This is a genomic window from Streptomyces herbicida (assembly GCF_032656585.1).
Taxonomy (GTDB): Bacteria; Actinomycetota; Actinomycetes; order Streptomycetales; family Streptomycetaceae; genus Streptomyces; species Streptomyces herbicida.
The window spans coordinates 294126-318357 of the sequence record NZ_JAUYWJ010000014.1 but is presented as its reverse complement, the minus strand read 5'-3'; the positions used below and the strand labels follow the sequence as shown (position 1 = coordinate 318357).

19 protein-coding genes are annotated in these 24232 nt (G+C 69.6%); 14 read left to right on the top strand and 5 right to left on the bottom strand.

What is annotated here, in order from left to right; all coding sequences use genetic code 11:
- From Q8A52_RS29030 to Q8A52_RS29000, 7 genes are all read left to right on the top strand, one after another.
- The coding region (locus tag Q8A52_RS29030; protein ID WP_316756735.1) for an amino acid adenylation domain-containing protein at positions 1-3921 on the top strand (3921 nt) is incomplete at its 5' end.
- Between the two features lie 71 nt (positions 3922-3992).
- The gene (locus Q8A52_RS29025; protein ID WP_316756733.1) at positions 3993-4625 is read left to right on the top strand and encodes a DUF6875 domain-containing protein; all 633 of its coding nucleotides are present in this window, start codon (positions 3993-3995) and stop codon (positions 4623-4625) included.
- Between the two features lie 37 nt (positions 4626-4662).
- Positions 4663-5541, top strand: a complete 879-nt coding sequence (locus Q8A52_RS29020; protein WP_316756731.1) for an alpha/beta hydrolase — start codon at positions 4663-4665, stop codon at positions 5539-5541.
- Complete coding sequence (locus tag Q8A52_RS29015) at positions 5538-6392, top strand: tryptophan 2,3-dioxygenase (protein ID WP_316756729.1); 855 nt, start codon at positions 5538-5540, stop codon at positions 6390-6392. The genes Q8A52_RS29020 and Q8A52_RS29015 overlap by 4 nt, the downstream gene beginning before the upstream one ends.
- A gap of 30 nt (positions 6393-6422) precedes the next feature.
- Positions 6423-7685, top strand: a complete 1263-nt coding sequence (gene kynU, locus Q8A52_RS29010) for a kynureninase (RefSeq protein ID WP_316756727.1) — start codon at positions 6423-6425, stop codon at positions 7683-7685.
- Positions 7686-7763: 78 nt separating this feature from the next.
- A complete protein-coding gene (locus tag Q8A52_RS29005; RefSeq protein WP_316756725.1) occupies positions 7764-8804 on the top strand; it encodes a methyltransferase in 1041 nt (346 codons plus the stop codon).
- 26 nt (positions 8805-8830) lie between these two features.
- Positions 8831-10120, top strand: a complete 1290-nt coding sequence (locus tag Q8A52_RS29000) for a cytochrome P450 family protein (RefSeq protein WP_316756722.1) — start codon at positions 8831-8833, stop codon at positions 10118-10120.
- Between the two features lie 81 nt (positions 10121-10201).
- On the opposite strand, the gene Q8A52_RS28995 is transcribed toward Q8A52_RS29000, so the two are convergent.
- From Q8A52_RS28995 to Q8A52_RS28985, 3 genes are all read right to left on the bottom strand, one after another.
- On the bottom strand, positions 10202-10396 hold the full coding sequence (locus Q8A52_RS28995; RefSeq protein ID WP_316756720.1) for a ferredoxin: 195 nt from the start codon (positions 10394-10396) through the stop codon (positions 10202-10204).
- A gap of 35 nt (positions 10397-10431) precedes the next feature.
- The gene (locus tag Q8A52_RS28990; protein WP_316756718.1) at positions 10432-10974 is read right to left on the bottom strand and encodes an LmbU family transcriptional regulator; all 543 of its coding nucleotides are present in this window, start codon (positions 10972-10974) and stop codon (positions 10432-10434) included.
- Positions 10975-11256: 282 nt separating this feature from the next.
- Positions 11257-12093, bottom strand: a complete 837-nt coding sequence (locus Q8A52_RS28985; protein ID WP_316756716.1) for a TetR/AcrR family transcriptional regulator — start codon at positions 12091-12093, stop codon at positions 11257-11259.
- Positions 12094-12211: 118 nt separating this feature from the next.
- Here Q8A52_RS28985 and Q8A52_RS28980 point away from each other — a divergent pair, with 118 nt between their 5' ends.
- The 6 genes from Q8A52_RS28980 to Q8A52_RS28955 all read left to right on the top strand — a co-directional run bounded on the left by Q8A52_RS28980 (position 12212) and on the right by Q8A52_RS28955 (position 18688).
- Positions 12212-13090 carry a siderophore-interacting protein gene (locus Q8A52_RS28980; RefSeq protein WP_316756714.1) on the top strand — a complete coding sequence of 293 codons (879 nt, stop codon included), beginning with the start codon at positions 12212-12214 and terminating at the stop codon, positions 13088-13090.
- A gap of 81 nt (positions 13091-13171) precedes the next feature.
- Positions 13172-14158 (top strand): ATP-binding cassette domain-containing protein, encoded by a 987-nt coding sequence (locus tag Q8A52_RS28975; protein WP_316756712.1) that lies wholly within the window; start codon positions 13172-13174, stop codon positions 14156-14158.
- Complete coding sequence (locus Q8A52_RS28970; protein ID WP_316756710.1) at positions 14148-14915, top strand: ABC transporter permease; 768 nt, start codon at positions 14148-14150, stop codon at positions 14913-14915. The genes Q8A52_RS28975 and Q8A52_RS28970 overlap by 11 nt, the downstream gene beginning before the upstream one ends.
- 83 nt (positions 14916-14998) lie before the next feature.
- Positions 14999-17260, top strand: coding sequence for an excinuclease ABC subunit UvrA (locus tag Q8A52_RS28965; protein ID WP_316756708.1), 2262 nt, complete (start codon positions 14999-15001; stop codon positions 17258-17260).
- Positions 17261-17373: 113 nt separating this feature from the next.
- On the top strand, positions 17374-17754 hold the full coding sequence (locus tag Q8A52_RS28960) for a S24/S26 family peptidase (RefSeq protein WP_316756706.1): 381 nt from the start codon (positions 17374-17376) through the stop codon (positions 17752-17754).
- Positions 17755-18031: 277 nt separating this feature from the next.
- Complete coding sequence (locus Q8A52_RS28955) at positions 18032-18688, top strand: TOPRIM nucleotidyl transferase/hydrolase domain-containing protein (protein ID WP_316756704.1); 657 nt, start codon at positions 18032-18034, stop codon at positions 18686-18688.
- 167 nt (positions 18689-18855) lie between these two features.
- Here the strand turns inward: Q8A52_RS28955 and Q8A52_RS28950 are convergent, their stop codons facing one another.
- Positions 18856-21210, bottom strand: coding sequence for an NACHT domain-containing protein (locus Q8A52_RS28950; RefSeq protein ID WP_316756702.1), 2355 nt, complete (start codon positions 21208-21210; stop codon positions 18856-18858).
- Positions 21211-21802: 592 nt separating this feature from the next.
- Positions 21803-22228 carry a DUF3592 domain-containing protein gene (locus Q8A52_RS28945; protein WP_316756700.1) on the bottom strand — a complete coding sequence of 142 codons (426 nt, stop codon included), beginning with the start codon at positions 22226-22228 and terminating at the stop codon, positions 21803-21805.
- 798 nt (positions 22229-23026) lie between these two features.
- On the opposite strand from Q8A52_RS28945, the gene Q8A52_RS28940 reads away from it, so the two are divergent.
- Positions 23027-24061 carry a Ca2+-dependent phosphoinositide-specific phospholipase C gene (locus Q8A52_RS28940; protein WP_316756698.1) on the top strand — a complete coding sequence of 345 codons (1035 nt, stop codon included), beginning with the start codon at positions 23027-23029 and terminating at the stop codon, positions 24059-24061.
- Positions 24062-24232: the final 171 nt, after the last annotated feature.

Sequence of the window (24232 nt, the reverse complement as noted above, 5' to 3'; positions counted from 1 at the left end):
GACCTCTACGACCCACCCACCATCCACACCCTCCTCAACCGCTGGACCCAACTACTCGAAACAGCCACCACCCACCCCGACCAACCACTCAACACCATCAACCTCCTCACCCCCGAAGAACACCAACGCACTCTCACCGACTTCAACGACACCGCCCTGCCCCTGCCCGACACCACCCTCGCCGAGCTCTTCGAACAGCAGACAGCCAGGACCCCAAACGCCTCCGCCGTCACCGACGGACAGCTCACCCTCACCTACACCCAACTCAACTCCCGCGCCAACCAACTCGCCCACGAACTCATCACCCGCGGCATCCAACCCGGCGACTGCGTCGCCGTACTCCTCCAACGCTCCCCACACACCGTCACCACCGTCCTCGCCCTGATCAAAACCGGCGCCGTCCACGTCCCCCTCGACACCCGCTACCCCACCGAACGCATCCACCACGTCCTCACCGAAACGAACGCCTCACTCATCCTCACCGACGAGGCCTCACGGGACGAACTTTCCTCCACAGCAACAGACTTGCTCCTCATCGATTCAGTCACATGGGAAGAGGAGCAGTACGCATCACCGGACGTGGCCCTGTCCCCCGAGGCCGCCGCCTACATCATGTACACCTCCGGGTCGACCGGCACACCCAAAGGCATCACCGTCACCCACCGCAACATCACCGCCCTCGCCCTCGACCCCCGCTTCGACCCCCACGCACACCAACGCGTCCTCCTCCACTCCCCCACCGCCTTCGACGCCTCCACCTACGAACTCTGGGTCCCCCTCCTCAACGGCGGCACCATCATCACCGCACCCCCCGGCGACCTCGACATCCCCACCCTCCAACACACCATCACCCACCAACACATCACCGCACTCTGGCTCACCAGCTCCCTCTTCAACCTCCTCACCGACCACGCCCCCCAAACCCTCACCCACGTCCACCAACTCTGGACCGGCGGCGAAGCCGTCCAGACCACCACCGTCCAACGCATCCAACACACCTGCCCCAACCTCACCGTCATCGACGGCTACGGACCCACCGAAACCACCACCTTCGCCACCTGCCACCCCACCACACACACCCACACCAACACCCCCACCATCCCCATCGGCCGCCCCATGGCCAACACCCGCGCCTACGTACTCGACGACGGCCTCCAACCAGTCGCCCCCGGCGTAACAGGCGAGCTCTACATCGCCGGCGCCCACCTCGCCCGCGGCTACCTGCACCAACCCGCCCTCACCGCCGAACGCTTCGTCGCCGACCCCTACACCCCCGAACCCGGCAGCCGCATGTACCGCACCGGAGACCTCGTACGCCACAACCACCACGGCGACCTCGAATACATCGGCCGCACCGACGACCAAGTCAAAATCCGCGGCTTCCGCATCGAACCCGGCGAGATCGAACACATCCTCACCGACCACCCAGCCATCACCCAAGCCACCGTCGTCGTCCAACACAACCAACCCGACAACACCCGCCTCATCGCCTACGTCGTCACCCACACCGACACACCGACGAACGAGGAGGAAGAGCGGAGCCAGATCGGTGAGTGGCAGGATCTCTACAACTCCCTGTACTCCGAGCCCGGTTCAGTGTTCGGTGAGGACTTCTCCGGGTGGAACAGCAGTTACGACGGTGCGCCGATCCCGCTGCCGGAGATGCGGGAGTGGCGCGAGGCCACGGTCGAGCGGATCCGAGGGCTCAAGCCCGGCCGCGTACTCGAGATCGGTGTCGGCACCGGTCTTCTCCTGGCCGAGCTGGCACCCGAGTGCGAGGAGTATTGGGGCACAGACTTCTCTCCCACTGTCATCGAGGAACTCCAGCGCCACCTCGACGCCGATCCCGAACTCGCGCGGCGGGTGACATTGCGGGTGCAGTCCGCGCACGAGCACGGTGAGCTGCCACAGGGTCACTTCGACACGATCGTCCTCAACTCGGTCGTTCAGTACTTCCCGAACGCGCGCTATCTGCAGCAGGTGATCGAGCAGGCGTTCCGGCTGCTTGCCCCCGGCGGGGCCCTGTTCATCGGCGATGTCCGCAACCCACGACTGCTGCGCACATTCACCACTGCGGTCCAGGCGACGCGCGCCGACGACCCGACCGACACCGCCGCCATCCGCCGCGCCGTCGAACAGAGCCTCGTCCTGGAAAAAGAACTCCTCGTCGACCCCCAGTACTTCACCGCCCTCGCCCACCACATCCCCGACCTCGCCGGCACCGACATCCAACTCAAACGCGGCACCGCCGAGAACGAACTCACCCGCTACCGCTACGACGCCACCCTCTACAAGACCGGCATCACCCCCCACCCCCTGACCGACACCCCCACCCAGGACTGGGACCGGGACCTGGACGCTCTCGCCGGTCAGCTGCGGTCCGAGCGGCCCGGCCGGCTGCGGGTGACCGGGGTGCCGAACTCGCGCATCGCGCGGGATCTCGCGATGCAGCAGGCGCTGGAGACCGGAACGGCGCCCGCCTTCGCCTGCGGCGTGGGTCTGGAGGACTTCCGCCGCCTGGGCGAGGAACACGGGTACTGGACCGCCGTCAGCTGGAGTCCGCACGACCCGGCCGCCGTCGAGGTCACCTATCTCCGCCGGGATCTGCTCGGCGACGGCGTGCCCGTCGGCGCCTACGTGCCCTCGGGCGCCGCCGGTCCCGGCACCCCGCTGTCGGCGTGGACCACCAGCCCGGCCACCGGCCGGGACACGGGGGCCCTGGTCGCGGCCCTGCGCGAGCACGTGCGCCGTCATCTGCCCGAGTACATGCGTCCCACAGCCATCGTTCCGCTGGACCGGCTCCCGCTCACCGCCAACGGCAAGCTCGACCGTGCCGCGCTCCCGGACTTCGCCCCGGAGCGTGCCGATGTCGGCCGGGCGCCCGCCACACCGCAGGAGCAGGTCGTGTGCGAGCTGTTCGCCGAGGTGCTGGGCCGTTCGGTGGTCGGTGTGGACGAGGACTTCTTCGAGCTGGGCGGGCACTCCTTGCTGGCCACCCGGCTGATGGCCCGGCTGCGAGCCTCCTTCGGTGTCGAGCTGGGCCTGCGGAGCCTGTTCGAGGCACCGACCCCGGCCGGAATCAGCGCACGGCTCGATGTGGACGTCGTGGACGGCTCGTACGAGGTGGTGCTGCCGCTGCGGACCGGGGGCGGGCGGCCGCCGCTGTTCTGCATCCATCCGGGTGGCGGCCTGAGCTGGTCCTACAGCGCGCTGCTCAAGCACCTGGGTCCGGAGTATCCGCTGTACGGGATCCAGGCGCGCAGTCTGGCCCGTCCGGAGCCGCGGCCGAGCAGCGTCCAGGAGATGGCGGCGGACTACGCCGACCAGATCCAGACGGTGCAGCCGCACGGGCCGTACCACTTGGCCGGCTGGTCGTTCGGCGGGCTGTGCGCGCACGCGCTGGCCGCGGAGTTCCAGCGGCGTGGCGAGCCGGTGGCGCTGGTCGCGGTGCTCGACGTGATCCCGGACTGGCAGGGCCTGACCCATGCCGATGTCCCCGCTCCCGACGACCGGGTGATGCTGCTGTACCACGTGGGTCTCGTGGACGACGGCAGTCACGCGTACGACGAGGGGGACCTGACCTTCGCCCAGGCTCGGGAGATCCTGCGCCGCCAGGGAAGCGTGCTGGCGAATCTGGAGGAGGACCGGCTCGCGACGATCACCGAGATCTCGGCGAACAACACCCACCTGACCATCGACTACCGGCCCGGCCCGATCGAAGGCGACCTGTTGCTGATCGCCTGCTCGGAGCGGCAGGACCCGCCGGTCGAGGCCGCGGCCTGGCAACCGTACGTGCGCGGCACCGTCGAGACCCATGTGGTGCCCGGTGAGCACGGGACCATGCTGATCCGGCCGGACACGCTGGCCGGGATAGGCCGGATCCTGTCGGCCAAGCTGCAGGAGCTCAACGGCCACGAGTGACGTGCGGAGGCCGCCCACAAGGCACCCCACCGTCCGCATTCTGCGGGACCTACACCCGAGGACTGACAACGATGCTGACCGACGTGCTCTCCGTCGACCTGGCCAAGGCCCTGGCGGCCGTGGACGGCTGGCTGAGCGACTACATCCGCCAACCGCACAGCGAGCTGGGGCGCCCCGGTCCGGTGTGCCCGTTCGTCGAACCGGCCCAGCGCGCAGGTGCGCTGGAAATACGGGTCAGGCTGGTGGGCCCCACCCCCAGCCAGACCCTCATCGACGAGATCGTCCGCTGCGCCCTCGACGAGTTCAGCGAGGTCGGCTGGAAGGCCGGCAACCCGAATCTACGCTCGCTGCTGCTCGTTCTGCCGGATCTGCCACCCGAGCACCTGCACCTGCTCGACACGGCGCACCGCACGCTCAAGCCGGAGAGCGTGCGCCGTGGGCTGATGATCGCCCAATTCCACGAGAAGTGCCGGGAGAAGGCAGCCCGCAACCCGGAGTTCGAGGTGAGCTACGCGCCGGTGCCGATGATGGCGGTGCGGTCGATGGCGATCCACGACGTGCTCTTCCTGGCGGATCGGCGCGAATGGTTCGAGGAGTACGCCAAGCGCTTCGGGTCCCGCTACAGCAGTGCCGGCCATGGCATCGACCCGTTGCTGACCGAGGTGTACGAACAGGCGCGTGCCGCCCATGAGCCGGGGAATTGAGCGGATGGGCGACCGACCGCGAGCCGGGGGGTGGGCGATGACCGGCGCCGCCGTGTACCGGGGCATGGATCAGGCCACGCTCGACCGGCAGTACTCGCCCAGCTCCCGTGTGCGGAGCCTCGATGCCTATCTCCGCGCCTACGTGCGGCTGAGCGAGGCCGCCCGCCGGGACCACGCGGTGCGTACCGCTCTCGCCTACGGCCCACACCCGTCCGAGGTGCTCGACTATTTCCCCGGCACGGGTGCCGGGCATCCCCCGCTGCTGGTGTTCGTGCACGGCGGGAACTGGCAGGCGCTCGGCCGGGCCGAATCGGCTTTTGCGGTACCGCCGTTGCTGGCCGCGGGTGCGGCGGTCGCGGTGCTCGAGTACGGGCTGGCGCCGCAGGTCGGTCCGGACGCCATGGCAGGCATGGTGCGACGGGGCGTGGACTGGCTGTTACGTCACGCGGACCGGCTCGGGTTCGACGCCCGGCGGCTTCATCTGTGCGGTACCTCGGCCGGCGCTCATCTGGCCGCGATGGCCCTGCTGCCCGGCCCTGCCGACGGCCCCGATGTCTCCGGGCGGATCGCCGGGGCGGTGCTGCTGAGCGGCATGTACGACCTGGAGCCGGTCCGGTTGTCGTACGTCAACGAGGCGCTGCGGCTGGACGAGGCCGGGGCGCGCCGCAACAGCCCGCTCCACCTGCTGCCGGCCCGCCTGCCCGGCACGGTCGTCGCCCGCGGCGGCAACGAGACCGAGGAGTACGTCCGCCAGCACGAGCGGATGGTGACGGCGCTGCGCCCCCGGGCCGCGGTCACGGAGGTCGTCGCCGAGCGGCGTAATCACTTCGATCTCCCTTATGACCTGGGTGTGCCCGGCACCGGGCTGGGCGACGCGGTCTTGGCACAGATGGGACTAGGAGGAACGACCACATGACCACCGAGCAGACCTCCCAGGGTTCGGAGCACAGCCTCGGGTGTCCGCTGTCCTCCGACCTCCCGGCGGACACCACGCCGTACGCGCACTACGCGCGCATGGACGAGTTGCTGGCGCTGCAGCATCCGCGCAGCCGGGCCGAGACCGAACCGGGTTTCATCATCATGAGCCAGGTCAAGGAGCTGCTGTTCAAGCTGCTGCACACGGAACTGAGCGCCGCTCGGGACCAGTTGGACGACGACCGGCTCGGCGAGGCGCTGTGGACGCTGCGCCGTTCCGCGCGGGTCCAGCAGGTCCTGCTGGTGAGCTGGGAGACATTCTCGGCGCTGTCGCCCGTGGAGTTCGCCGAGTTCCGGGACGTCCTCGGATCGGCCTCGGGATTCCAGTCGGCCGGCTACCGGCGGCTGGAGTTCCTGCTGGGCAACAAGAATCCGGCGATGGCCGAGCCGCACCGGGACACGGCCGGCCATGACGCCGTCGTGAGCCAGCTGCACGAGCCGAGCCTGTACGACGCGGCGCTCGCGCTGCTGGCCCGCCGCGGGCTGCTCACGCCGGACGGCCTCGGAAGCGCGGACGCCCCGCAGCCGTACCGCACCGGCCCGGAGGTCGAGGCGGCGTGGCGGGCGGTCTACCGGGACCCGGTCCGCCACCACGACCTGCACCTGCTCGCCGAGGCGCTGATGGACACCGCCGACCAGTTCGCCCGCTGGCGCTACACACATCTCGTGACGGTGCAGCGGATGCTGGGCGCCAAGCCGGGCACCGGCGGCACCGAAGGCGTGGCCTGGCTGGCCCGCATCAGCGAGCACCGCTTCTTCCCGGAGCTGTGGTCGGTGCGTTCGACGCTCTGACCTGCCGACGACATGAGAGAAGGAGAGCCCATGGAGGGCGGGATCCCGCGCGCGGCAGCCGAGGAACTGGACGCGGTCGACCCGCTGGCCGCGTTCCGCGAGCGGTTCGTCGTCGACGATCCGGGCCTGATCTATCTGGACGGCAACTCGCTGGGTCGGCTGCCCACCGCCACCCCGGAGCGGTTGCGCGAGGTGATCGAGGACGGCTGGGGCGGTGGGCTGGTGCGGTCGTGGCAGGGCTGGATCGACTGGGGTGCCCGGCTCGGCGACCGCCTCGCGGAGCATGTGCTGGGCGCCCGGCCCGGCGAGGTGGTGATCTCGGACTCGACGTCGGTCAACCTGTACAAGCTGGCCGGGGCCGCACTGGACGCGGCACCGGAACGTGGCACGGTCCTGATGGACGCCGAGGACTTCCCGACCAACCGGTACGTCCTGCAGGGCCTCGCCGGCCGGCGGGGGTTACGGCTGCGCCGGCTCCCCTCCGACCTCGACGGCGGACTCGACCTCGATGTGCTGCGCTCCGCGCTCGACCGGGACGTGGCGCTGGTGGTGCTGTCGCTAGTGTCGTACCGCAGCGGCGCGCTCCTGGACATGGCGCAGGTGAACGAACTGGCCCACGCGGTGGGCGCGCGGGTGCTGTGGGACCTGTCGCATGCGGCCGGCGCCGTGCCCGTCGACCTCGACGCGAGCGGTGCGGAGCTGGCCGTGGGATGTACGTACAAGTACCTCAATGGCGGGCCGGGGTCACCCGCGTTCCTGTATGTGCGCCAGGACCTGCAGGCCGGGCTGCGGCAGCCGGTGTGGGGCTGGTTCGGGCAGCGAGAGCAGTTCCGGATGGGCCCCGACTACGATCCGGTGCCGGGCATCGAGCGGTTCCTGGTGAGCACGCCTCCCCTGCTGTCGCTGGCGGCGATCGACCCGGCGCTCGACCTCGTCGAGGAGGCCGGCGTGCCGCGGATCCGGGCGAAGGGGCTGTTGCTGGGCCGGCTGGCCGACGATCTGGCGGACGCCTGGCTGGCCCCGCTGGGCTTCCGGGCCGCCTCGCCCCGCCCAGCACACCGGCGCGGCTGTCATGTGTCGCTGTACCACCCGGACGCCTGGCGGATCTGTCAGACGCTGGCCGCGGACGCGAAGGTCGTCTGCGACTACCGGGTCCCGGACCGGCTGCGGATCGGCCCGTCCCCGCTCTACACCCGCTTCACCGAGGTCTGGGACGCGCTGGCCCGCGTCCGCGAGATCGCGGCCGGGCGCACCTATGCGTCCCGGTCCGCCGACCTGGCCCGGGTCACCTGACCGCCGGCCCGCACGGTTGCTCCCTCCTGGTCCGTACCCTCACCGCCCCCCACCCGACGCTCGCGATACGGAGTGCCCATGGCAGACACGTCTTCGCTCACCACCGATGGACTGGTCCGGATCCTGTTCGGCTCTTCAGCCTTCCAGATGCTCAACGCGGGCCGGAACCTCGGCCTGTTCGCCCTGCTCCACCGCCGTCCCGGGCTGTCCCCGCAGGAGATCGGGCGGGAACTGAGCCTGGCGGAGCGCCCGGTGCAGATCCTGCTTCTGGGCACCAACGCACTCGGTTTGACTGTTCGTCAGGACGACGGCTGTCGCAACGCCGAGCTGATCGACGGGCTGTTCACGGACGGAACGTGGGAGATCATCGAGGATCTGATCGAGTACGAGGAGCGAATAGTCCGCCCCGCCGAGGTGGACTTCACCGAGTCGCTGCGCCAGAACACCAACGTGGGCCTGCGGCGGATCAAGGGCACCGGCTCGGACCTGTACCACCGGCTGTGCGCGGACCCGGAGCTGGAGCAGTTGTTCTACCGCTGCATGCGGTCCTGGTCGCGGCTGTCGAACCCGGTCCTGGTGGACAAGGCCGACTTGACCGGGGTGCGCCGGGTGCTCGACGTGGGCGGCGGCGACGGGGTCAACGCCATCGCCCTCGCCCGGGCGAACCCCGGCGTCGAGTTCACCGTCCTGGACCTGCCCGGCACGGTCGAGATCGCCCGTCGCAGGATCGCCGAGCACGGCCTGGCCGACCGGATCTCCGTCCGGGCGGCCGACATCTTCGCCGACGCCTATCCGCCGGGGCACGACTGCCTGCTGTTCGCCAACCAGTTGGTGATCTGGTCGCCGGAGGAGAACGTGCGGCTGCTGCGCAAGGCGCACGCTGCGCTGCCGGACGGCGGTCGTGTGCTGGTGTTCAACGCCATGTCCGACGACAGCGGCGACGGCCCGCTGTACGCGGCGCTGGACAACGTGTACTTCGCGACGCTGCCCGCCGCCAGCAGCACCATCTACCGTTGGGATCAGTACGAGGAGTGGTTCGCTGCGGCCGGTTTCGTGAAGTCCGAGCGGCTGCCGGGCGGGCGGTGGACGCCGCACGGTGTGATCAGCGCGGTCAAGTGACGCCCCAGCGAGAACCGGAGCCGACCATGTCCCTCACGTCCCCCGACGCCCGTCCGACCGGCCAAGACGCCGCGTGCCCCGCCGGTCCCCACATGATGGATCCGGAGCTGCTGGCGGATCCCTTCGCCGGGTACGGGCGGCTGCGCGAGCAGGAGCCGGTGGTCCGCGGCAGGTTCGTCGACGGCACTGCGGTGTGGTTCGTGACCCGTTACGACGACGTTCGTGCGGTGCTGCGGGACCCGCGGTTCGTCAACAACCCCTCTCATGTGCCCGGCGAGGGCGGCGCGGATCCGCGCGAGGGGATGATGGAGCTGCTGAAGGTGCCCGAGCACCTGCGGGTCTATCTGCTCGGGTCGATCCTGGACAGCGACCCGCCGGATCACCCCAGGCTGCGCCGCTTGGTGACCCGGGCGTTCGCGGCGCGCCGGATCCTCGGTCTGCGGCCCCGCATCGAGCGGACCACGGACCGGCTACTGGCCCGGCTTCCGCAGTGGGAGCAGGACGGCGCCGTCGATGTGCTGGAGCATTTCTCCTATCCGCTGTCGATCACTGTGATCTGCGAGCTCGTCGGAATCCCGGCGGGCGACCTCGACCAGTGGCGGGAGTGGGGCGGCGACCTGGTGTCCATGCGGCCGGAACGGCTGCGGCACTCCTTTCCCGTGATGATCGAGTACTGCCACGAGCTGGTCGAACTGCGTCGCGCCGCGCTGCGGGACGATCTGCTCAGCGAACTGATCCGGGCTCAGGACCACGACGGCGGGCGACTCAGCGACACCGAGCTGGTCACCATGATCCTCACCCTGGTCCTGGCCGGCCATGAGACTAGCGCGCACCTGATCGGCAACGGCACCGCCGCCCTGCTCACCCACCCTGACCAGCTGGCGCTGCTGCGCGAGAACCCCGCACTGCTGCCGCGCGCGGTGCACGAGCTGATGCGCTGGTGCGGGTCGGTGCAGGTGGCCCGGCTGCGGTACGCCACCGAGGACCTTCAGCTCGCCGGCACACCGATCGCCCGCGGTGACGCCGTCCAACTGGTGCTGGTGTCGGCCAACTTCGATCCTCGGCACTACGCGGACGCGGACCGGCTCGACATCACGCGCCAGGAGGAGGGGCAGGCCGAGAACCATGTCGGTTTCGGCCATGGCATCCACTACTGCCTGGGCGCCACACTGGCCCGCCAGGAGGCCGAGGTGGCGTTCGGCAGGCTGCTGGCGCACTACCCGGACCTCGCGCTCGCGGGTGACCCGGAGCTGGATCGGGTCCGACTCCCGGGCAGTTGGCGGCTGAACTCGCTGCGCCTGCGGCTGCGGCCATGAGGATCCCGGCACAGCACTGAGGGCCCCACGGTGTCTGCCGTGGGGCCCTCAGCCCTGGGGGGTGGCCGGCTGCGGCGCCGATCAGCCGTCCGTTACGGTGATGGCCTGGACGGGGCAGGACAGCGCGGCCTGTGTCACCTGCCGCTGGGACGCCGTCTCGGCCGATCCGGGCACCAACGTGGAGTAGCCGTCGTCGTCCTGGGTGAAGACGTCCGGTGCGGTCAGGGCACACTGCCCGGACCCGATACAGGTGGCGTGGTCGATACGGATCTGCATGACAGGCCGTCTCCGAGTCTCGGGCGGGCGGGCCGTCAGTGGCCGAGCTCGCGCGCGGCGGCACGGTCGAGGGTGAGCAGTATCCATTCCTCGAAGTCCCGGTCGTTCTTCGAGGCTGCCTCGCGCCAGCGCTCCACGCAGTCGCACGGGGCACTGATGCGCGGGAGGCTGGCGCGCGCGGGCGACGCCGTGCGGTTCCCCTTGCGGCTCTCTCGCAGGTGGAGTCTCAGCTCGTTCCTGGACCAGCCGTGCCGCTCGGCCCGGTCCAGCCAGGTGTCGGCCTCCGCGGGAGGCAGAGAGGCGACCTCGGCATGGTGGCCGAAGCTCAGCGTCTCGCGCCGGCGCCAGAGCTCGAAGTGCCGTGCCACCCACGCGTAGTTGCGCAGCGTCTGGTAGTCGAGCCCGGCGGCCTGCACGCCGGTCTGGTAGCGGTCGGCGTAGCGCTCCTGGCCGTAGACGAGCCAGTCGCCCAGACACCAGGCGGAGGAGTCGGCGATCTGGAAGATGTGCAGTCCGGCCTTCTCCCACCGGTCGTAGGAGAGCGTGGCCGGGAGCTTCAGGCCGACCCGGGTGGTCATGATCCGGGCCTGGCCGCCCGCTCTGCGGGGAAGCGCCGCGTCGCCTGCCCTGCGGCCGACCGGTAAGTGACGGTCATTCTGGTCGTGCTTGGCGGTTTCCTGCAATGGCTTTCTCCTGGGATTGAGGCACTGACGCATCTCGCACCGGTCGTCGCTGCTTGAGCCATCAAGCAGCAAGCTGAGAAAAACGGTAGATCACGTCCACAGACGCCGTCAATGAACATTTCAGGCCGGGATATGACCGATTGCTGCGGAAACCTTTTCCAGTGAGACAACTCTCGATCACAGTGCTTTCGGTCGTCCGTCAGGGACCGGCCGCACCGCAGCATCGATGCCGTCGAGGATCACGTCCAGCCCGACCCGGAACGCCTCCAAGGCCTCACGCTCCATGTACGACTCCGCGACCCCCACCTCCCCCTCGGCGCCGGAGACGATCGCGAGGGTCGCCCGCGACTCCAGATCCGCCAGGGCGGGGAAGCGCTCGGCGAAGTCGGGCGCCACCTCGGCGAGGAGAGCGGACCGCTCCGCCCACCACTCCTCGTCGGACACCCCGGTCTCCGGCGCCGCCTGCCGGTGCTCCGCGGCGACCCGGGCCATACCCCGGACGAACTGGAACAACACCGCGATGACGCGCCGGAGCCGCAAAGGGTCCAGGTCCACTTCGCCCAGAATCCGCACCACCGTTTCCAACTGCGCGTACTCGCCCGGCCCGAGCACGGGCCTGGCCTGGGACACCTGCAGCACCCACGGGTGGCGCAGATAGAACGCCCAGACGTCGTCGGCCCAAGCCCTGATCGCCTGGCGCCACCCCGCGCCCGCGTCGTACTCGGTGGGCAGTTCGGCCAGCACCCGGTCGTGCATGAGGTCGACCAGTTCGCTCTTGCTCGGCACATAGGTGTAGAGGGCCATGGCGGTCCGCCGCAGCCGCGCCCCGACGGCCCGCATCGACAGGGCCGCCATTCCCTGCTCGTCGGCCACCGCGACCCCCGCGTCGACAATCGTGTCCACATCAAGTCCGGGCTTGGGCCCGGGCCCCGTCCTGACGTCCGGGGAATCGGCCGACCGCCAGAGCAGAGCCATGGAGCGGCGGGCATCGCCCTGTCCGGCAAAAACAACCACCTTGCAACTCCTTACTACATAAAGTAACCTCACCCGAGGCATCTCTTTACGCCGTAAAGATATCAGGGCGGGAACCGACCCGCCCCCCGGGATGCCCAACGTTCTCGGAAGGTTTTCCATGGCAGAGCTCCCTGTCACGTTCCTCCAGGTCACCGACATCACGCGCCTGACCCCCCGGATGGCCCGCGTGACGTTCGAGGCCGAACATCTCGACGACTCCGTCGGCCGCAGTCCGGACCAGCAGCTCAAGCTCTGCTTCCCCAGGCACGGGCAGCAGGAGCCCGTCCTGCCCGAGCAGTCCGACGACGCCACGAGCTGGTACCAGGCGTTTCTGGCCATTCCGGAGGACGAGCGGCCGTGGATGCGCAGCTTCACCCTCCGCCGACGCGTCCCCGGAACCAGGACCATCGAGATCGACTTCGTCCTGCACGGCGACACCGGCCCGGCCACCAGCTGGGCCGGCTCCGCCCGGCCCGGCGACCGGCTCGGCATGGTCGGCCCGTCGGCTGTCTATGCCCGGCCGGTCTCCCTGACGGACTCGATCGCCGGCGCCGACTGGCTGCTCCTGGCCGGCGACGAGACGGCGCTGCCCGCCATCGCCACCCTGCTGGAGGCGCTGCCCGAGGGAGCCCACGCGGTGGCCTACCTGGAAGTCGCCGACAGCACCGAGCAGCAGACCCTCGAGACCGCGGGCGACGTCACCATCCACTGGCTGTATCGCGACGGCACTCCGGCGGGCCGCAGCGAGGAGCTGACCGACGCCGTCCGCGCGGCCGAGTTCCCGCCGGGCCGCCCCTTCGCCTGGCTGGCCGGCGAGTCGGGCACGGTCCGGGCGCTGCGCCGGCATCTGGTCCACGAACGGGGGCTGGACAAGCGGTCGATCGACTTCAGCGGCTACTGGCGGTTCAAGCTGACCCAGGACGACGCCCCGACCGCCGAGGACATGGCCGAGGCGCAGGAGCGGCTCGCCGAGTACCAGGCCGACGACCACTCCTGACGAGTCGCGGGCGGAGTCCGGCAGCAGTCCTGGCCCCGCCCTGAACCGGCCGGACAGCGGCCGTCCCGAAAGAAGGATCCCATGATCACAGTGCGAGGTCTCGCCCGTCGGTTCACCCTGCGGGGGCGCACCGTCGAAGCCGTCAAAGGCATCGACATCGACGTGGCAGCCGGGGAACTGGTCGGGTTCCTCGGCCCCAACGGGGCCGGCAAGACCACGACCTTACGGATGCTGACCACCCTCCTGCGCCCCACCGGCGGAACCGGCACCGTGGCCGGCTGCGACCTGCTGACGGACCCTCAGGGCGTACGGCGCAGGATCGGTTACGTCGCTCAGGGCGGCTCCACCTGGCCGGAGTCCAAGGTTGCCGAGGAGATCGAACTACAGGCCCGGCTGTACGGCCTGTCACGGGCCGAGGCGCGGCGGCGCGGGGCAGCGCTCGCGGAGCGGCTCGACCTGGCCGGGCTGGACCAGCGCCCCGCCAAGACACTCTCGGGCGGTCAACGCCGCCGGCTCGACATCGCGCTCGGGCTGGTCCACGAGCCGGCGCTGGTCTTCCTGGACGAGCCCACCACCGGGCTGGATCCGCAGAGCCGGGCCAATCTGTGGGACCACGTCCGCCGGATGCGCGCCGAGCAGGGCATGACCGTCTTCCTCACCACCCACTACCTGGACGAGGCGGACGCGCTGTGCGACCGGATCCTCGTCACCGACCACGGCACCATCGTCGCCGCGGGAACCCCCGACGAGCTCAAGGCCCGCGTCGCCGGCGACGCGGTCACCGTCGAGGTCGCCGCCGACCAGGCCGCCGAGGCCGCTGAACTCGCCGGACGGCTGCCCGGCGCGCACGAGGTGACCGTCGTCGCCGATACGGTGCGCTTCCGGGTGCCGCGCGGCGACGCGGCCCTGCCGCAGCTGCTGCGCTCCCTCGACGGCCACGGGATCACCATGGCCTCGGTAAAGGTCAGCCGCCCCACCCTCGACGACGTGTTCCTCAGCCTGACCGGGCGCTCCCTGCGCGACGGCGAGGCCGCGCCCGAGACGAGGGAGATCGCTCATGCTGCGTGACACCCGGCTGATCTTCCTGCGGGACATGAGGCTGTCGCTGCGCAGTCCGACCTGGCTGGTCATCGGGATCATGCAGCCGCTGCTGTACCTGTTCCTCTTCGGACCGCTCATGGTCACCGTGGTCGACCACACGCCCGGCTTCCCGCCCGGCGACGCCTGGGAGGTGCTCACCCCCGCGCTCATCGTGCAGACGGCACTGTTCAGCGGATCCTTCGCCGGGGTCGGACTGCTCACCGAGTACCGGGTCGGCGTCGTCGACCGCTTCCGCGGCACCCCGGCCAGCCGGTCCGCCCTGCTGTTCGGCAAAGTCCTCGCCCAGGCCGTGCAGGCCACGGCGCAGTCCGCGCTGATCGTGCTGGTGACCCTCTCGGTCTTCGGCCTCGATGCCCCGGTGTCCGGCATGCTGCTGAGCCTCGCGATCGCCGCGGTCCTGGCCATCACGCTGTCCTCGGGGTCGTACGCGCTGGCGATGGTCCTCAAGAGCGAGGCCGCGTTCCCCTCGCTGATGAACGCCGTGCTCCTGCCGTTGCTCCTGCTGTCCGGTGTGCTGCTGCCGGTCAGCCGGCAACTGGCCCCGGGCTGGCTGTACCACCTGGCCCGCGTCAACCCGCTGACCCATGTGGTCGACGCCGAACGCGCCGCGTTCCGGGGGGACCTGAGTTCGACGGGGCTGCTGACCGGCTCCCTCGTGCTGCTGCTCATGGCCGTACTCGCCCTGCTGTGGGGCACACGGACGTTCCAGAAGGAGAACGCCTGACGGCGCCGCTCGCCGTCCACCCGAGACCGGGCTCCCCCTCATCCCCCGGAGGGGGAGCCCGCCCGCACCACCGAGGAGCACATGTGAGTACCGACGTCATCAGGGTGACCGGGGCCAGGGAGAACAACCTCAAGAACATCTCGCTGCAGATCCCGAAACGGCAACTGACCGTGTTCACCGGCGTGTCCGGGTCGGGCAAGTCCTCGCTGGTGTTCGACACCGTCGCGGCCGAGGCCCAGCGGCAGCTCAACGAGACCTTCACGGCGTTCGTCCGCACCTTCCTGCCCGACCACGGGCGTCCGGACATGGACGCCATCGAGAACATCTCCGCCGCGGTGGTCATCGACCAGAAGCGCCTGGGCGGCAACCCGCGCTCCACGGTGGGCACCGTCACCGACGTCAGCCCGCTGCTGCGACTGCTGTTCTCCCGCGCCGGAGATCCCGCCGGTCTCCCGCCGAGCACGTTCTCCTTCAACGCCCCGCAAGGCATGTGCCCGGCCTGCGAGGGCCTCGGCACGGTCGTACGGCTCGACCTCGACGCGTTCGTGGACCGCGGGAAGTCCCTCAACCAGGGCGCCCTGCTGCATCCCGACTTCTCCACCGACAGCTGGTACTGGCTGAGTTACGTGGAGTCCGGCCTCTTCGACAACGACAAACCGCTGGCCGACTTCACCGAGCGGGAGTGGCAGCTGCTGCTCCACGGCGAGCTGGCGGACAAGCTCCGTCTGGTCTGGCAGGGCAACACGCTGAACGTCAAGTACGAGGGTCTGGCGGACAAGTTCACCCGGCTCTACATCAGGAAGGAGGACATGTCCGAGCGCAGCCACGAGGTCTTCCGGCGGTTCGTCCGCTCGGGTCCCTGCCCGGACTGCGACGGCACCCGACTCGCGGCCGTCGCCCGTGAGGTCAGGATCGCCGGCCACCACATCGCGGAACTCACCGCCATGGAGGCCGGGCGCCTCGCGACACTCCTCGCCGATCTCGACCTGCCCGAGGTGAAGCCGGTGCTGGACGATCTCATCGCCCGCCTGCGGCACCTCGCCCGCATCGGCCTCGGCTACCTCAGCCTGGACCGGGAGACGCGCACGCTCTCGGGCGGCGAGTCACAACGGATCAAGATGGTCCGTCACCTCTCCAGCAGCCTGACGGACATGCTGTACGTGTTCGACGAGCCGAGCGTCGGCCTGCACGCAAGGGACGTCCACCGGCTGAAGGAACTCCTTCTCGCGCTGCGGGACAAGGGCAACACCGTGCTGGTGGTCGAGCACGATCCGGACGTCATGGCCATCGCGGACCATGTGGTCGACATGGGCCCGAAGGCCGGAACGCTGGGCGGAGATGTGGTCTTCGAGGGCAGCTTCGCCGGCCTCGTCGAAGCCGACACCCTCACCGGCCGTCACCTGCGGCGCCGACTGCCGCTGAAGGCCGCGCCCCGCCGCCCCACCGGGACCCTCACGGTGACCGGCGCGAACGACCACAACCTGAAGGACGTGACGGTCGGCTTCCCCACCGGCGTCCTGACCGTGGTCACGGGCGTCGCCGGATCGGGCAAGAGCACACTGGTCAACGACGCGTTCCTGAGCCGGCACCCGGACGCCGTCGTGATCGACCAGTCCCCGGTGACGGGAAGCCGGCGGTCCAGCACCGCCACCTACACCGGCCTGCTGGACCCGATCCGCAAGCTGTTCGCCAAGGCCAACGGGGTCAGCGCCGCCCTGTTCAGCGCCAACTCCAAGGGCGCCTGCTCGAACTGCCAGGGGCTCGGCGTGCTCTACACCGACCTGGCGTTCATGGAGACGCTCAAGTCCGTGTGCGAGGCCTGCGGGGGCCGCCGCTTCTCGGCGGAGGTCCTCGGCCACCGGCTGCGGGGCCGGTCGATCAGCGACGTCCTGGAAATGACGGCGGCCGAGGCAGCGGACTTCTTCACCGAGCCCAGGCTGCGCCCTGCCCTGCACGCCCTGAACGACGTAGGGCTGGACTATCTGCGCCTCGGCCAGCCGTTGAGCACGCTCTCCGGCGGCGAGTGCCAGCGCCTCAAGCTGGCGACCGACCTGCACCGCGTCGGTAGCGTCTACGTGATGGACGAACCCACCACCGGGCTGCACATGTCGGACACCCACCGGCTCCTCGGCATCGTCGAGCGCCTCGTCGACCAGGGCAACACCGTCATCGTCATCGAGCACAACCTCGACGTCGTCAAGAGCGCCGACTGGATCATCGACCTCGGCCCCGAGGGAGGAAGCGGCGGCGGGCGCGTCCTGTTCGAGGGCACCCCGGCCGACCTCCAGAAGTCCACCGGTTCCCACACGGCCGAATACCTGCGCAGGGACCTCTCGGCCGCCTGACGCAGGCCGTTGCCAGAGGTGTGGTTCCTGTGTGCTGTTGACGGGAGGGCGGGACATAAAGGGCGGGACGTAAATCGGTGGGGTGATCCCGCTACCTCTGCCACGATCGGCAGATGGGTGCATTGGATGCAGTGGCCGGCAGGGTTTCCAGCGGAGTGACCGTGAGGTTTCGGCCCAGCGGCTCCTCGATGGTCCCCTTGATACGCAGTCGCCAGCAGGTGGTCGTCGCTCCCGTCGACCCGTCAAAGCTGGAGGTCGGAGACATCGTCCTCGCCCGTGTCGCCGGAACGGTGTACTTGCACTTGGTGTCGTCCGTGGATCCGGTCGGAAAGCGGCTGCAGATCAGCAATAACCGGGGTCTCATCAACGGCTGGACCAGCCATGATCGTGTCTTCGGTATCTGCGTGTCGGTCGACGGTGTCCTCCGGGCAGGTGTCGCAGACAAGACTCTTGACCAGGCGGCAGTCCGTGAGAGCAATGAGCGGACTGCGTGAGTCGGTCGTGATGTGGCGCTCCAGCGGCGTCCGGCCTCGACGAGTTGCGCCCGCCGGCTCGAGATCCGTACCACGATCGTGCAGCCACCAACGTCGAGTTCGCCTCCACACCGCCCGCCTCGCCTACCACTACGTTCCGACGGCAAACCAACCTTCCATGTCCGGGCCCGGCGGTATGTAGCCGAGGGCCGCAGGCGGGGCGGGGATGGCCCCCGGAAAAACGTGCGTGCGTACGGGTCCTCAGCCGTGCCAGGATGCCGTCGGGAAGCGAGGTCTCGTGGACGAGTTGGGGCGATTCCGCCTGGCGCTGGCCGCGTGGGCGGCCGGCGGAGCGGAGGCCGGTGGGGCCGCCGCGGCGGCGCGGGAGCTGGCCGGCGGTGGTGTGCGGACCATCGTGCTCGTCGAGGGCGGCAGTGATCAGGTCGCGCTCGAGGTGCTGGCCACGCGCTACGGCCGCGACCTCGGTGCAGAGGGTGTCGCGGTGGTATCGCTCGGAGGTGCGACCAACATCGGGCGTTTCCTGGACGTGTGCGGTCCTCCAGGGCTCGGCCTCCCGCTGGCAGGTCTCTGCGACATCGGCGAGGAGCGGCATTTCCGACGTCATCTTGAGCGGGTCGGGCTCGGGTCCGGTCTCACGCACACCGAACTGGAGACACTCGGGTTCCATGTGTGCGTCGCCGACCTGGAGGACGAGCTGATCCGCGCTGTCGGGGCCGAGGGCGTGCAGCAGGTGATCGAGGCCCAGGGCGAGATGCGCCCGTTCCACACCTTCCAGGGCCAGCCCGCACAGCGGGAACGGCCCGTGGAACACCAGTTGCGACGTTTCATGGGCACGCACAGCGGTCGCAAGGCGCTCTACGCGCAGGCGCTGGTAGCGCACTTGGACCTCGAGCGCGTTCCCCGGCCGCTGGAGCGCCTCCTCACGCACGTCTGACGCGGCTGACGCCAACACCGTCGCCGTGCCGGCGCAATGTATCCCCCCGATGACCGGCCGACTCCGCGCTGCATCAGCCGACAGAGGCGTGAGCAGGTCTGCCTTGATCTTCCGCGCACGCCGCTCGGAGGCGTGCCGGCGAAAGCTGCCGCCCGGCACTGCCTGGATCAGTGTCTACGCATCAGCGACACGGGGAAGCGCGGTCCGGGCAGCGACGCGCGTGAGGCCTCGGGGTCCTGGTCGAGCACCGGACCGCCGAGGTGGTGGTGCAGGTCGATGTGACGGAACTGGTGTACCGCGCCTGCCTGGCGCAGTACACCGCGTCGTTCGTGGGCATCTGTGAGGAAGGCTGTCAGGTCCCGGGGAAGGCGTCGGCGCATCGCCAAGTAGTGACGCGCGAGTGTGTAGTACCACCAGGCGTTATGGCTGAGCGCCGCCGCGAGGCCGATGGTGATTCCGTAGGCGAGGCCGCGGTCGAGAATGTGGGGCGGACCCATCCGGATCGTCCCACTGCCCGTGGTTCCACGGGTCAGACCATAAGGGATCCCCTCGTGTACGGCGTACCCGATGCCGTAACAGAGCAGGAACACGCCGCCGACGGCCAAGCCGATGGCGACCCACAGCCTGCAGAACGTTGTGCGGTCCTGCTCCAGGAGGGCGCTCGGCCCGACCGCGGTGGCGAGGTCGGCCGGTCTGCCCTTCAGACCGTGGACGAGCCCAACGGCGAGACCGAACGCGCAGGCGAAGGACAGCATCGTGGCGAACGTGTAGGAGGGAACACCCGTGAGGAGGGACTGGAGCCTGAGGACGGCGCAATGGGTGATGCCGATCGCCGAGCCGCTGGCGAGACCGACGGTGAACCCTCGCCAGTCCCAGGCCCACACAGTGCGTACGGTCGGCGCGGCGCCCGGGCGGCGCGCCGCCAGGCTCCTCGCCCGGGCGCCGATGGCCCCGCCGGCCAGGCCGTAGACGACGCCGTTGCCGAGGGCACCAATGGCTGCGGCCGCTGGGCCGTAACCGGGCCGGAAGGCGAACCACAGGGCGGCGCCGGCAGCGAAGCCGAGGATGCACATGCGCCAGTCCCAGGCCCACGCCGTTCCCGTGTCCCGGGCGCCGCGGGGTCCGTCCGTGAGTCTGCTGGACAGCGCACCGACGATCCCGCCTGCGAAACCATACGCGAGCCCGTTGGCGATTGTGATCGTAAGCACCCCGGGCTGTCCGGAAGCCAGGGCATTCGTCATCCCTTCGGCGAGACCTCCGGTCAGGCCTGCAACGATGCCGCAGCCGATACCGCCCGCGATGCCCCCGGCAAGGCCACCGACGACCGCGGCAGGCGGGCCCGTAAGCCACCCGGAGTCCAGGCCGGCGAGCAGCGCGGTGAGCCTGCCGACCCCGGCGGTGGCGACCCAGGCCACGCCACCGAGCACAACCGCCGTCACGACCTGGACGGTACGCGGCGGCAGCGCCCGGTGCAGCTGCCACCAGGCCAGGTCGGTGGTGCCGCCCGCAGTCTGCCGCAGGTGCCGTGCCAGATACCGCAGGGCGTCCTCGGCCTGACAGGCGGACCACCGGCAGGGATATCGCGGATGCGGCCGGTACGCGGCGGGCACGAATGCATCGAACAGGTGCTCCCGGATCGCGACGGGGTCGGGAAAGCGGGCCGGATCGCACAAGTCCGCGGGCGCGGGCAGAGCGGCGGCTTGTTCCCCCGGTCGAGGGTTGTACACCGTCCTGGCCAGGAAGAGCATCAGTGGAGTGGTCAGCGTCCGGGCCACAGGTGCGTCGGTGCCCAGCAGTCGGACCACCGGCTCCCACCGGGCAGCCGCCACCGTCTCCCCTCCCCCGGCGTCCCTGCTCAAGTACTCGGCGATGTCCGCCGGGTCCAGCGGCCGCAGTTCCACGGCAGCGGCACCGGAGAGCTTGACCGGGACGCCGCAGGCCGGGCCCAGCGTTTCCTCGTACTCCGTCACCCTGCTGGACAGCACCACAGGCTGGCCCAGCGGCAGGGCCGCATTGATCGAGTCCAGCGCCGCGCCGCGGAACCCTTCGGGAATCTCGTCGAACCCGTCCAGGATCGGCAGGATCAAGCGGTGCTCGAGCAGCGCGCGGGCATGCCCGACCTGCCCCGCATGCCCCGCCTGCGGGTCACCGAGACCGGTGTAGTCACGCGCAAGCCGTGCCACCATCCACTCTTCCAGCGATGCCTCCCCCGGGTTCCACGAGGCCAGCGGAAAGAGCACCGGCACGGCGCCGCCCGCTTCGCGCTCGGCGACAAGGGACAGCAGCAGGCGGATCAGCAGCATCGTCTTCCCGCTCCCGGGACCGCCAAGGAGCACGAGCCGGCGAGTCGGCACCCGTCGCAGGAACACCTCGGCGATCTCCCCGCCGGCGCCGGTCAGTTCGGCCGGCCCGACAGCCCAACCGTCGGGATCCGACGCACCGCCCGACGGCCAGTTCTCAGCCATCTCCCGCAGCAGCGGCCACGACTCGGCGAACCGCTCATCGGCTGGCTGCCATGCCACCGCAAGCGGATACGGGTCGTTCAGGCGACGAACACAGGCTTCGGCATCCCATTGACCGCGCACGGCAACCGCCAGACGATCGGCAATCTCGGCCACACCGAGCCTGCGATCCTCGCCCCCCTCCCGCCGATCGGCACGGAACGCCGCCCACGACAGATAAAGGCCGCCCACCGACGGAAGGAGTGCCACCACCGTCTGGGCCACTGGCAGGCCGAACCGCAAGGTCACCCACACGGCCCCTGCCATGCCGCCGACCGACAGCACCAGATAGAGCACACCAACCCGTCGTGCCCGCACAGCAGCGCCCATGACCGGATTCTCCACCCGCAGGCCCAGAAGTCCGCGGGAGGAACAGCACTACTCCCCCGCATGAGTGACAGGAAGCCGGCTGCCCGTAACCGTGAACCGGCCTGACCCAACGTCACGCGCTCATCCAGGGCTCGCCGTTCAGGACGACAGCCTCCGCGCAACGACCGACGAAGAAGCGGCTGGAGGACGGTGTCGGCCAGCCGCCGTACGTTGCGCCGGGCTCGCCGGTGACCGGCTGCGCGCACAACCGGCTGCCGCTGTAAGGAATAGGAGTCGGCCGCGGTCAGAGAGTGAGTAGCAGGACGAGCAACACCACCAACGTGCCCGCTGTGAACACCGACCCCAACACGGTGAAGACCAGGTCGACCGTCACTGCGTCCCAGCCCTGGATCGCAAACCGGCGGGGATCTTCCGGATCGTATTGGACCACGACAAAGGCCCCCACTCCGAAGCCGCCTCCGACAACGCCGCGGCCAAACCTGGACGAGTACTCGCACTCGCGGCCGTCCCGAGTCGTCCAGGCTGCGACCGGGTGGTAAAAGGTGGCGCCTTCGTCGTCTCGCCTGACATCGTGACGGACGATCCGACCCTCTGCGGTGACACCTGTGCGACGCAGCGCGCGGGCGCGGCGGAGTCCGTACACACCGAAGCCGAGGAAGACCGCGCCAATCGTCAGCGGGATGAGCGAGAAGAGCCATTCACGTTCCATGTCTTGTGCGACGCGTTCGTGAAGGTGTCGGTTGCCAGTAGGGCGGCTGCGACAACGTGAAAGTCCGGTGAGCCCGCTCGGCCTTCGGCACTACCGGACACCCTGAGTCTTCGCCCTCCCCCACATGCCACACGAGGTCCCCTCAGCCGCACCATCCCGTGGGGATCACGCGCATTCGCATCACCGTCGCCGCCACCACCGTCGCGCTCGCCGTCACGCTCGTCGGCTGCACCAGCGAAGAGCGAAGGCAGCCGACATCCCGGCCAAGCCCGAAGCCGTCGGGCGGGCGCAACTCGTCAGGGCCCTCAGCGCCATCGAATCCGCCCTCGTCGCCGACGAGGACAAGGCCTCCGCGCCTGCTCCGCCGCGCCCTTGGCGGGAGCCCTCGGTACCGCCCGGCCGACGCGGCAAGGGCCGTCAGGAACGGGTGTGTTCGGCGCTGCCCCCGCTGGTGGTCGAGGTTGCGGAGGAGAAGGGTCTCCTGATCCGGGTGCGGGCACGGACGCCGGGGCCCGATGCCATGTCCTGGAAAACTCGCTCGTGGCCCGCCCCGCCGAAGCGCCGCAGCACCTCCAACAGTTCGTGCCGCCTCGGACGGCGTCAGCAACGCCAGACGGCTCCGGCGGTCGTGAAGTGCGCGCAGAGTTTCGCACCGACCTGTAGCGAAACGGCGGTTACCGCCGGTACAGTCCGGCGCGACTCGCTGCAGTTCTCCTGTGAGGACCTCATATGGGCGCAGAAACTTCCGCTTTGACTCACCCCTCGCGAAGATTCCAAGGCATCCTGGCCGCCCTGCTGATGGCAACGGCCCTGGCGCTTGATCCGGCGCCTTCCCATGCCGCCTCGGGTTTCGACGACACGGCGCTGGACGGGGTTGCCGTCTCGGGCCTGCACAACGCCTACGATCCCGCCAAGTCCAACCGGCTGACCAAAGAACTCGACAAGGGCGCCCATCTGCTGGAGATCGATGTTTACACCACCTACGGTGGCAGCGGTGGATGGGTCGTCAGCCACTCCGACCCACTGTCCAACGAGAACAACTGCACCTACACCACCGGTTCCGGCATCTTCAAGACCACATGGCGCAACGGCAGTCTGCGGACCTGCTTGGACAACCTCAGCGACTGGAGCCACAGCCACCCGGACCATGACCCGATCTATGTCAAGCTGGAGCTGAAGTGGGGGTTCCGCAGCACGGCGGGCATGGGACCGGCCGACCTCGACCACCTCATCAAGAACCACATCGGCGCGGAGAACATCTTCAAACCGGCCGACATGGTGGGCAAGAAGTATCCGGACCTCGATACCGCCGCGAAGGCCGGGGCCTGGCCCACATGGCGGGAGCTGCGGGGGAAGTTCGTCTTCTATCCGATCACCGGCACCATCGAGAACCGGCTCGCCGACTATGACCTCGACAACCTTTCCACGGCCGAGGAGTACGCGCGGCGCATCCGCGATCTGGCGGCAGCGGGCAGCCTCGACCAGGCCATGATGTGGCCCGACACGCATCCCACGTCCGGCGGCGGCGATCCCCGAGAAGTCTACGACCCCTCACTACGCCCCTGGTTCGTCCTCTTCGACGACCAGGCCGCCGACTGGCTCAGCGGGACGTATGACCTGTCCTGGTACTGCGCCAACCACTACCTCACCGTCGCAACCGCGGCCGAGTCGCTGGCTCCGGCCCTGGACGCGACCAACCCGGACCCGGACGCGGCGACCGAGCGAGTCCGCCACATTGCCCAGGACGGCCGGGCCAGCGTCACGACGTTCGACTGGATGAATACGCCCGGGGCCTTCGCAGTCCAGGCCCGCGGCTGCTCCCACAGCCCGTGATCCGACCCCTTGTTGACAGGTGCCTACCGGTCGGGGGGCCTCCGTGTGACGCAAGTGCCGATCCTTCATCGCGCGGAGGCCCTCGCTCGGGGTGGTCTTGCGGCATGCCGTCGGCAATCGTTGTGCGCCCCTGCTCGACCTGTTGATCCTGAGAAGCGGCACTCAGAGCAT